This window comes from Rhodococcus sp. PML026 (assembly GCF_000963615.1).
GTDB lineage: Bacteria > Actinomycetota > Actinomycetes > Mycobacteriales > Mycobacteriaceae > Rhodococcoides > Rhodococcoides fascians.
On the sequence record NZ_KQ031368.1, the window covers coordinates 212,386 to 222,500 of the forward strand.

The following is a 10,115-nucleotide window of genomic DNA, read 5'->3' on the forward strand; positions in this document are numbered from 1 at the left end:
GCGCTACTACATCCGAGGAGAAAAACTATGTCCACCACAGTGGCCGATCAACTCGTTCGCGGACTCGTCGACGCCGGAGTTCGGCGCATCTACGGAATCGTCGGCGACAGTCTCAACCCGGTGGTCGACGCGGTGCGTCGGACCGGAGGATCGGCCAAGGGCGGCATCGACTGGATCCATGTTCGCCACGAGGAAGCCGCGGCGTTCGCGGCATCGGCGGACGCGCAGACCACCGGCACCCTCGCCGTGTGCGCCGGCTCCTGCGGACCGGGTAATCTGCATCTGATCAACGGGCTGTTCGACGCACACCGTTCCGGCGCACCGGTTCTCGCGATCGCATCCCACATTCCCAGCAGCGAGATCGGGTCGGGGTACTTCCAGGAGACGCACCCCGATCGCCTGTTCGTCGAATGCTCGCTGTACAACGAGTTCGTCTCCACCGCCGAGCAAGCACCGCGCGTCTTCCGCGCTGCGATCAACGCAGCGATCACCGGCGGCGGAGTATCGGTGGTGACGCTCCCCGGTGACATCGCCGAGTTGTCCGCTGCCGGCGCAATGGATCCCATCGCCATTCCGTCGACTCCCGTCGTCACTCCGCCCGCCGCCGACATCCAACAGCTGGCCGACGCCATCAACAATGCCGAGAAGGTCGCGATCTTCGCCGGCTACGGCGTCAAGGGCGCCCATGACGAGGTCGTGGCATTCGCCGACACCATCGGCGCTCCCGTCGGACATTCGTTGCGCGGCAAGGAGTTCATTCAGTACGACAACCCGTACGACGTCGGCATGACCGGTCTGCTCGGCTACGGAGCTGCACACGCCGGTATCCACGACGCGGATCTGTTGATCCTGCTCGGCACCGACTTCCCGTACCAACAGTTTCTTCCCGAGGATGTCGCGACCGCGCAGATCGACATCGATCCGACCAAGTTGGGTCGCCGTACCTCGGTGAAGTACCCCATCCACGGAGACGTGCGTGCAACTCTGAACGCGTTGGCTCCGTTGGTCACTCGCAAGACCGATCGCCGGTACGCAGAGAAGTGGTTGGACAAGCACAACGATCTGATGGGCAAGACAGTCGGCGCGTACACCCGCAATGCCGAGAAGCTCGTCCCGATCCATCCCGAGTTCGCCGCGTCCGTGCTCGACGATCTGGCCGACGACGATGCCGTGTTCACCACCGACACCGGTATGTGCAACGTGTGGACCGCCCGATACATCAACCCCACCGGCAGAAGAGCTTTCGTCGCGTCGATGCTGCACGGCTCGATGGCCAACGCGCTACCGCACGCCATCGGGGCGCAGTTCGCGCACCCGGGCCGTCAGGTCGTCTCCATCTCGGGTGACGGTGGATTCTCGATGATGCTCTCCGAACTCCTCACCGTGGCGATGTACAAGTTGCCGGTGAAGATCGTCATGTTCGACAATTCGACCCTGGGCATGGTCAAGGCCGAGATGCTCGTCGACGGACTCCCCGACTTCGGTGTAGACGTGCCACAGGTCGACTACACCGGAATCGCCAAGGCTGCGGGCATTCACGCGCAGCGCGTAGACCAGCCGGGTGATATTCGCGGCGCACTCGAAACCGCGTTCGCCACGGACGGGCCTGCCCTGGTGCAACTGATCACCGATCCGCTGGCACTGTCGGTGCCGCCGACCCTCACCGGCGAGCAGCTCAAGGGCTTCGCGCTCGCGATGAGCAAGGTGGTTCTCAACGGCGGTGTAGGAGAAGCAGTTCGGATGGCGAAGTCGAACCTGCGTAACGTTCCGCGTCCCTGATCGAGACCCAGCACCGGTGGTACGGCATGTACCACCGGTGCTGTCGTCTACCGGATCTTGTCCCACAGGTCCCGCTGCGCCGCACGAGGATCCTGCACCGAAGCCGACTCCTCGTCGAATGTCATGACCGTTCGCTCCGACCCGTACGGGGCCCAGCCCGGGTCGCCTGCCGTGACGAAGTCCACCCAGGCGCGGTGAGTCCGGTCGGCGAGTTTCTGCGGAGGGTTCGGCCCGAGGAGCAACCCTCCGGTGCCCTCGGCGAGGTTGTCGAAGACGAACGGGATCTCGATTGCGTGGCAGGCACCCAGCTTGCCCTCGTACGACGGTGACGGCCAGGCGAATTCGTACATATACGTCGCGGAACCCGAACGAGCCTCGGCAATACGGATGACAGGAATTCGGAAGAACCAGTCGGTCATCGCGGCCATCATGACCTCACCTGCGGTGGCGTCGGGTGTGTCGGCGCGGTAGAGCTCGAGCACCCGGTCTGCGTCGGCACCCATGCCCGCCATGGCCATGCGCAGCAGATTCTCGTCGATGTGCCGGAACACGCCGCTGGGTACGAAGAACAGCGCGTGTTCGTCGGAGTTGGATCCGACCATGATCTCGACGTCTGCGGTCGAGCCGGCGGCGATCGCATCGATCGGCCGGGCCGGCACCACGTCCCCGTCGATGTGCGGCTCGTACGCCATGACATTGAGGACCAGCTCGCCCCACAGACGCGGATCGGGTTGCTTGGCAATACGATTCGACAGCGCGGTCTGCGCGGCCGTCAAGTCCGCCACCGGCACCGAACCGAAACCGTCGACGGTGGGTTCCACACCGAGGTCCGACGCCAACGCCGCGGTGACCTTCTTCGCGGTCTCCTCCGTCAGCACATGGTGCCCGCCGCCGCTCTGCAGGATGGCGCGGCGGAACAGCCCCTTCGCGCGAGGCATCGACAGCAGCGTGCCCACACTCATCGCGCCCGCCGACTCCCCCGCAACCGTCACCTGGGCGGGGTCGCCGCCGAACGCCGCAATGTTGGCGGCCACCCATTCGAGCGCCGCAACCTGATCCAGCAGACCGCGGTTGGCGGGCGCTCCGTCGATCGCCAGAAATCCGTCGACGCCCAATCGGTAGTTGATGGTGACGCACACGATTCCGTCGCGGGCGAAGGCGGTGCCGTCGTACGTGGGTACCGCGCCGCTGCCGTTGGTGAACGACCCACCGTGAATCCATACCAGTACCGGCAACCCCGCAGCCTCGACGTCGAGCGTCCAGACATTCAAGTTCAGGCAATCGTCTCCGTCGATCGCCACCTCGGACAGAATCTGGTCGATCGGGCTGGGAAATCCGGGCTTCGGAGCCGTCGGGCCGAATTCGGTGGCCTGCCGGACGCCCTCCCACGACTCGGGTTGCTGTGGTGCCTGGAAGCGGTGTGCACCGAAGGGCGGTGCCGCGTACGGGATTCCCTTGAAGGCGCTCACCCCCGCAACTGTGCGACCACTGAGTTTCCCTTGCGCGACCTCTACGACCGGGTTCATCGGTTCCTTTCGGTTTCGAACGTGAGAACTCCATAGTGCACTCCCGGCCCACGTCGTCGACCCCGGTTGCGGTTATTCTCGACGGACCGCCCAAACCGGACATCGCGATCCGGAACTCGACCGTTTCGGAAGGCTCCACGATGGCCATCGACTACACCCGCAAGCCCTCTCAGCCCGCCCAGCCCGCCGCGTCGGTGAATCTGAGCAAGGTGACGCTGTCCAAGGCGTCGCCCACCATCAGTTTGACCAAGTCCGGTGAGAAGCAGGGGTCGATGCGGGTGAATCTCAACTGGTCGAGCGGCGCACCTGCCGCGCAACCGAAGAAGAAAGGCTTTCTGGCGAAGCTGGCCGCCGCGTCGTACGGCACCGGAGGGGTGGACCTCGACCTCGGCTGCCTCTACGAGCTGCGGGACGGTTCCAAGGGCGTCGTTCAGGCACTGGGAAACACCTTCGGTTCGTTGCAGCAGCCGCCGTTCATCGCGCTCGACGGCGACGACCGCTCGGGTTCGGTCAGCGGCGGGGAGAACATGCACATCAATCTCGCCGACCCCGACAAGTTCACGCGCATTCTGATCTTCGCGATGATCTACGACGGCGCGCCCAACTGGGCTGCGGTCGACGGCGTGGTGACCCTGTATCCCACCAGCGGCCCGCAGGTGGAGGTTCGCCTGGACTCGGCCGAGAACTCGGCACGGATCTGCTCGATCGCGTTGCTGCAGAACACGTCCGCCGGGATCACCGTGACGCGCGAGGTGGAGTACATCCAGGGCAGCCAAGCCGATCTCGACAAGAAGTACGGCTGGGGAATGAAGTGGGCTGCCGGCCGAAAGTGAACTAGGACGCTGGTTTCGGTTGCGGCGGAACCATTTCCAGTCGCACACCGATCAAGCGAACCTCTCGGCTGTGGTCGAGCCGATCCACCAGGGCCACTGCGGCCGACGTGAGAGTCGCTGCATCGAAGGTTGGCGGGCCCGCGATCGGGGCGCTGACGGTATGCGTCTCGAACGGGGCATACCGGATCTTCAGTGCGGCGCGGACCGCAGGCCGATTCTCGTTTTCGATGTCTGCGAGCACCTTCGACGTCAAATTCGCGACCTCGTCCCTGATCACGGTCCAGTCGGCGACGTTGGTCTGGAACGTGACTTCCCGACTGTGTGATCGCGCGACCCACGGTTCGGACGTCACCGGAGACAGCTCGATCCCCCGCCCCTTCGTACCGAGCCACGGCCCGGTCTTCGGCCCGAACGCCGCGGCGAGGTCTGCGTCGTCCGCATCGGCCAATTCACGGACGGTGGTGATACCGAGTGCAGCAAGCCGGGTGGAGATCTTCTTGCCGATTCCCCACAGCGCATCGGTGCCGCGCTCTCCCATCACCTCGTACCAATTGTCCTGGGTGAGTTGGTAGATACCCTGAGGCTTGTCGAAATCGGTGGCGATCTTAGCTCGAAGCTTGTTGTCGCCGATCCCGACCGAGCAATGCAGCCCGGTCGCATCGAACACCGCGTCGTGCACGGTCCTGGCGAATGTCCTCGGATCGTCGGTCTCGACGCCCAGGAAGGCCTCGTCCCAGCCGATCACCTCCACCACCACCCCGAGGGAACGCAGCGTGTCCATCACCGTCGCCGACGCCTCGTCGTATGCCGGCTTGTCGACGGGAAGAAAAACGGCGTCGGGAATCTTCTTCGCTGCGATCCGCAGCGGCATTCCGGATCCGACGCCCTTCGCCCGTGCCTCGTAGGACGCTGTCGACACCACCCCACGCTCGGTCGGATCTCCCCTGCCGCCGACCACGACGGCTTTGCCCACGAGGTCGGGGTTCCTCAGCACCTCGACCGCTGCGATGAATTGGTCGAGATCGACGTGCAGTACCCAGCGCCGCCGAGTGGCATCGGTCGACGCATGCTCGGTCGTGGTGGTCCCGGTCATGGTCACCAGTGTGCCCGTGGTGTCTCATGGCGCAATGACGAAATCGATATCTCGGACCATCGGCCGGATCGTGCTGGGAGCATTTCTCGTCTTCGCCGGTCTGAGCCATCTGTTCTGGGCACGCAGTACCTTCGCGGCCCAGGTACCGACATGGATGCCCGTCGACACCGACTTCGTCGTCCTGGCTTCGGGCGTCGTCGAGATCGTTCTCGGTCTTGCGCTCCTGTTCTGGACTGCTCGCTCAGCGCTCGTGGGATGGGTGGTGGCCGCCTTCTTCGTCGCCGTCTTCCCGGGAAACATCTCTCAATTCGTCACGCACACCGACGCGTTCGGTCTCGACTCGGATGCCGCACGCGGCATCCGACTGCTGTTCCAACCTCTTCTGATCGTGTGGGCGCTGTGGTGCACCGGCGCCTGGGCACAGTGGCGCGCCTCGAATGAGGGTCGCAGCCAGCGTCACTGAGCGGAGCTGTGCCCGGCGGGAACGATGCCGTGGTGCAACAGAGCCACGTCGGGATGTGCGCGCGTACGGGATTTCCAGGCGTTCGCCCCGTAGGTGTCGTAGATGGGGTTGGCGGGATCGTCCTCGACGCCACGTGAGTGCCGTGCCAGTTCCGGTGGCAGCGTGATGATCGGTACGACGGCATCGAGTGCGGGACTGAGGAAGTACGGCACCGATACCCGGTCGGTACCCGGCCCGGGGGCAATCACCCGATGCCGCGTCGCGCGGAGGTAGCCGCCCGTCGCCACTTCCAACAGCTCGCCGATGTTGACGATGAATGCGCCCTCCAGAGGCGGCACATCGACCCAGGTATCCGTGGTCGTCTCCACCTGCAACCCGGCCGAGTCAGGTTCGACCAGGAGCAGCGTCAACACCCCAGAATCCTTGTGCGCACCCACACCCTGTGAGTGATCCGGCGTACCCGGGTAGCGCACGACTTTCATCAACGTTGCCGGCGCGGTGCCGAACGCGTCGTCGAACACGTGCTCGTCCGCGCCGAGAGAGGCCGCCCAATGTCGGAGCAGCGCGAGTCCGATCTGCGACACCGATCGCTCCCACTGCTCGAACGTCTCGCGGAAGCCCTCGGGTTCGGACGGCCACAGGTTCGGTCCTTGCAGATTCCAGTAGCCCTGCGCATGCTCGATCGCCGGCCGCTCGGGACCGATGTCGATCTGCTCGCGCCAATCGACCCGACCGTTGGTCAGCTCGCCGCCCACTCGCGAATAGCCGCGAAAGTGTGGGCTCTTCAGTTGACTGATCTTGTCCTTGACGGCGTCGGGCACCGCGAAGAATGCCCGCGCCGAACGCAACACGTCGGCCATCCGGTCGGTGCCGATGCCGTGTCCGACGAGGTAGAAGAACCCCGAGTCGTGGGCTGCCTCGCGCAGAGCCCGTCGGAAGGTCTGTGGGTCGTCTTCGGACGACTCGAGATCGAGAACAGGGAGCATGACCCGATTGTCCTCCGCACCTGACGCGTCGGCCAGCAGTGTTGAGATTCGATGAATCCCCGTGCCTGGATGCCAGACTGGACGTCATGAGCCCGGAAGCACTCGACATCACCGTCGTCGGTCACGGCGAGGTGACCTACCCACCCGAACAATGCACGTTGTCCCTGACGGTGCGTACCGACGGCCGCAGCGCCGAGTCCGCGTCGGAGCCTGCGGGGCAACTCGTACGTGAGCTCACTCGCCTCATCGAACCCCTCTACAACAGTGAACACGGGCCGATCGATCGATGGACCATCGATCAGGTTCGGCGTTCCCGTCACCGCCCGTTCAATCAGGACGGCGAACAACTTCCGTACGTCTATCAGGCCGAAGCGTCCGTCGAAGTGAAGTTCAGCCAACTCGACCTGGTGGATGCCTTCGTGTACGCGGCATCCGCTCTCGACGGGGTCTCGATCGACCACTTCGATTGGGACCTCACCGAACCGAGCAGGAAAGCCCACACCCATGAGGTCCGCGAACGTGCAGTGCAGGATGCTGTGTCCAAGGCAGAGGCCTATGCGTCGAGCCTGGGAAGGGTGAATGTGACGGCCGTGGCCGTTGCCGATCCCGGACTGCTGACGGGGTCTGCCGAACGCGGCGTCACCGAGCCGTCCCACCGCATGCTTGCCGCACAATCCGGGCCCGCCGCGTTCGCCCTGAAGCCCGAGAACATCACGATCTCCGCCAGCGTGCACGCCAGGTTCACCGCCTCCTGACGTGGCTCGCCTACCCTCGACTTCATGAACCGCGACGATGCCCGACGCCTCTGGCCCCGGCCACCGCTGTTGCCTCGTCCGATTCTGATGGACCAGCGGTGGGAACGACTCGTCTTCCTACACTGGCGAGTACCGAGTTCCGTTGTAGCGCCGCTGTTACCGGACGGGTGCGTACCGGACGAGTTCGACGGTTCGTCGTGGGTCGGTCTCATCGGGTTCCACATGGTCGGTGCTGGTCTCGGATATCGGCACCCGGTGCCGTACTTCGGGACCTTCGGCGAGATCAATGTACGGCTGTACTCGATCGACGCAGAAGGCCGACGCGGTGTCGTCTTTCGCTCCCTCGAGGCGACCCGACTCGCAGTCGTCGTGGGCACCAATGCCGCACGTATCCCCTACCGGTGGGCATCGATCGATATCGACGACGACAAGCGAGCAATTTCCTACCGAAGCCGGCGGCTGGCACCGCCGAAACGCGGTGCGACGACGGACTTCGGCATCGTCCGGGGCACACGCGACATGTCCGACGACCCGCTGGCGGTCTTCCTCACCGCACGGTGGGGACTGCACACCGCGCTGGGCGGACGCCTGCTGTACGTGCCGAACGTGCATCGACATTGGGCCCTGGTGGACGCGGAACTGACCCACTGCTCGGATCAGTTGGTTGAGACTGCGGGTCTACCGGGGGTCTGTACTCGAACACCCGACTCGGTGCTGTACTCGGACGGGGTCGCAACTCAGTTCGGCAAGCCCTATGTGGTGCGTGGTCGGTAGAAGATGACGTGCCCGGACGACAACTCGACGACCCAGTCCCCGCCCGCCTCGGAACTGGCAGTAACGCTCTCCCGAAGCACCAAGTAACCCGCGTCGAGCGGTAGATCGAAATTCAGGCAAGTTCCGTCGGAGAATTCTACTGAAGCATCGTCGCCGGTAGATATCCGAACGACGGTCGCACCGATCGAGGGCAGACCCTCCCGAGTGGATACTTCGTCGCTTCGGTGCGGCGGTGCCGGCCACGATTCGACGGTGCCCTCGGCACCACACAGCACGGTCGACCCGTCGGCCGCACAGAATTCCCACGACTCGACCTCGGGTCGTGGATGGGCCACAACTCGCGTCCGTCCGTCGAATGTCAGACGGAGAACACCGGATTCGTCGAACTCGGCATCATCGCAGACGAGACCGAGCAACACGGCGAACGCCCTGAGTCCCTCGAATTGATTGTCTTCGTCGACGACAAGATCATCTACGACGACTTCACTGAACGCGACAGTGGCACCGCTGTCGAATTCGATGGTCAGATCGAAATCGAGCAGAACCTTGTGGACGCGCTGGCCGTCGACGGGAAGTTTCATCGAACACGACTGTGCCACACGAATCCAGCGCGGTACACAGTGCGCACGCGTTCTTTCGATCGTGTTGTGTGGGTAGTGGTTTCGAATGCAAAATGCCCCTGACCACGAGTGGTGAGGGGCATTTTGGGATGTTGTGTTCGGCGGTGTCCTACTCTCCCACACCCTGTCGAGTGCAGTACCATCGGCGCTGGAGGGCTTAGCTTCCGGGTTCGGAATGGGACCGGGCGTTTCCCCTCCGCTATGGCCGCCGTAACTCTGCGAAACAGTGTCACGAGCGAACCTGTCACCCACACACGTGTGGGGTGGCGGATTCGTGTATTCGGTTGTGTTACTGAACAACTACTCGTGTGTTGTTTCAGATATTGCACAGTGGACGCGTAGCTTCTTTGTGGTAAGTCCTCGGCCTATTAGTACCAGTCACCTGCATACATTGCTGTACTTCCAGTTCTGGCCTATCAACCCGGTGGTCTGCCGGGGGCCTTACCCCCTCGAGGGGGTGAGAAACCTCATCTTGGAACAGGCTTCCCGCTTAGATGCTTTCAGCGGTTATCCCTTCCGAACGTAGCCAACCAGCGGTGCTCCTGGTGGAACAACTGGCACACCAGAGGTTCGTCCGTCCCGGTCCTCTCGTACTAGGGACAGCCTTCCTCAAGTTTCTTACGCGCGCGGCGGATAGAGACCGAACTGTCTCACGACGTTCTAAACCCAGCTCGCGTGCCGCTTTAATGGGCGAACAGCCCAACCCTTGGGACCTACTCCAGCCCCAGGATGCGACGAGCCGACATCGAGGTGCCAAACCATCCCGTCGATATGGACTCTTGGGGAAGATCAGCCTGTTATCCCCGGGGTACCTTTTATCCGTTGAGCGACACCGCTTCCACTTGCCGGTGCCGGATCACTAGTCCCGACTTTCGTCCCTGCTCGACTTGTCAGTCTCACAGTCAAGCTCCCTTGTGCACTTGCACTCGACACCTGATTGCCAACCAGGCTGAGGGAACCTTTGGGCGCCTCCGTTACATTTTAGGAGGCAACCGCCCCAGTTAAACTACCCACCAGGCACTGTCCCTGAACCAGATCATGGTCCGAGGTTGAGGTATCCAATACGATCAGAGTGGTATTTCAACAACGACTCCACAGTAACTGGCGTCACCGCTTCACAGTCTCCCACCTATCCTACACAAACCGAACCGAACACCAATACCAAGCTGTAGTGAAGGTCCCGGGGTCTTTTCGTCCTGCCGCGCGTAACGAGCATCTTTACTCGTAATGCAATTTCGCCGAGTCTATGGTTGAGACAGCTGAGAAGTCGTTACGCCATTCGTGCA

At 63.3% G+C, this 10,115-nt stretch carries 9 protein-coding genes and 2 rRNA genes (1 of these 11 running past the window's edge); 5 read left to right on the forward strand and 6 right to left on the reverse strand.

Features of this window, described 5'->3' with window-relative positions; all coding sequences use genetic code 11:
- The first annotated feature begins 27 nt into the window (after positions 1 to 27).
- Positions 28 to 1,779 carry a pyruvate dehydrogenase gene (locus VF34_RS03840; RefSeq protein WP_032384069.1) on the forward strand — a complete coding sequence of 584 codons (1,752 nt, stop codon included), beginning with the start codon at positions 28 to 30 and terminating at the stop codon, positions 1,777 to 1,779.
- A gap of 47 nt (positions 1,780 to 1,826) precedes the next feature.
- Here VF34_RS03840 and VF34_RS03845 read toward each other — a convergent pair whose 3' ends face one another.
- Positions 1,827 to 3,305, reverse strand: coding sequence for a carboxylesterase/lipase family protein (locus tag VF34_RS03845; protein WP_045840885.1), 1,479 nt, complete (start codon positions 3,303 to 3,305; stop codon positions 1,827 to 1,829).
- A 140-nt stretch (positions 3,306 to 3,445) separates the two neighbouring features.
- Here VF34_RS03845 and VF34_RS03850 point away from each other — a divergent pair, with 140 nt between their 5' ends.
- The gene (locus tag VF34_RS03850) at positions 3,446 to 4,138 is read left to right on the forward strand and encodes a TerD family protein (RefSeq protein WP_045840954.1); all 693 of its coding nucleotides are present in this window, start codon (positions 3,446 to 3,448) and stop codon (positions 4,136 to 4,138) included.
- 1 nt (position 4,139) lies between these two features.
- Here VF34_RS03850 and VF34_RS03855 read toward each other — a convergent pair whose 3' ends face one another.
- Positions 4,140 to 5,231, reverse strand: coding sequence for a DNA polymerase IV (locus VF34_RS03855; RefSeq protein WP_045840955.1), 1,092 nt, complete (start codon positions 5,229 to 5,231; stop codon positions 4,140 to 4,142).
- Between the two features lie 34 nt (positions 5,232 to 5,265).
- On the opposite strand from VF34_RS03855, the gene VF34_RS03860 reads away from it, so the two are divergent.
- Positions 5,266 to 5,694, forward strand: coding sequence for a DoxX family protein (locus VF34_RS03860; protein ID WP_228139261.1), 429 nt, complete (start codon positions 5,266 to 5,268; stop codon positions 5,692 to 5,694).
- On the opposite strand, the gene VF34_RS03865 is transcribed toward VF34_RS03860, so the two are convergent.
- On the reverse strand, positions 5,688 to 6,680 hold the full coding sequence (locus tag VF34_RS03865) for an isopenicillin N synthase family dioxygenase (RefSeq protein WP_045840886.1): 993 nt from the start codon (positions 6,678 to 6,680) through the stop codon (positions 5,688 to 5,690). The two genes, VF34_RS03860 and VF34_RS03865, sit on opposite strands and share 7 nt — an antisense overlap.
- 86 nt (positions 6,681 to 6,766) lie before the next feature.
- Between VF34_RS03865 and VF34_RS03870 the strand changes: the two genes are divergently transcribed.
- Both VF34_RS03870 and VF34_RS03875 read left to right on the forward strand, forming a co-directional pair.
- Positions 6,767 to 7,435, forward strand: coding sequence for an SIMPL domain-containing protein (locus VF34_RS03870; protein WP_032384770.1), 669 nt, complete (start codon positions 6,767 to 6,769; stop codon positions 7,433 to 7,435).
- A 24-nt stretch (positions 7,436 to 7,459) separates the two neighbouring features.
- Positions 7,460 to 8,209 carry a YqjF family protein gene (locus VF34_RS03875; protein ID WP_231578183.1) on the forward strand — a complete coding sequence of 250 codons (750 nt, stop codon included), beginning with the start codon at positions 7,460 to 7,462 and terminating at the stop codon, positions 8,207 to 8,209.
- On the opposite strand, the gene VF34_RS03880 is transcribed toward VF34_RS03875, so the two are convergent.
- From VF34_RS03880 to VF34_RS03890, 3 genes are all read right to left on the reverse strand, one after another.
- The gene (locus VF34_RS03880; protein ID WP_045840887.1) at positions 8,188 to 8,790 is read right to left on the reverse strand and encodes a DUF6188 family protein; all 603 of its coding nucleotides are present in this window, start codon (positions 8,788 to 8,790) and stop codon (positions 8,188 to 8,190) included. The genes VF34_RS03875 and VF34_RS03880 overlap by 22 nt on opposite strands.
- A 135-nt stretch (positions 8,791 to 8,925) precedes the next feature.
- Positions 8,926 to 9,042, reverse strand: a 5S ribosomal RNA gene (rrf, locus tag VF34_RS03885).
- A gap of 135 nt (positions 9,043 to 9,177) precedes the next feature.
- Positions 9,178 to 10,115, reverse strand: a 23S ribosomal RNA gene (locus tag VF34_RS03890) (it continues 2,217 nt past the right edge of the window).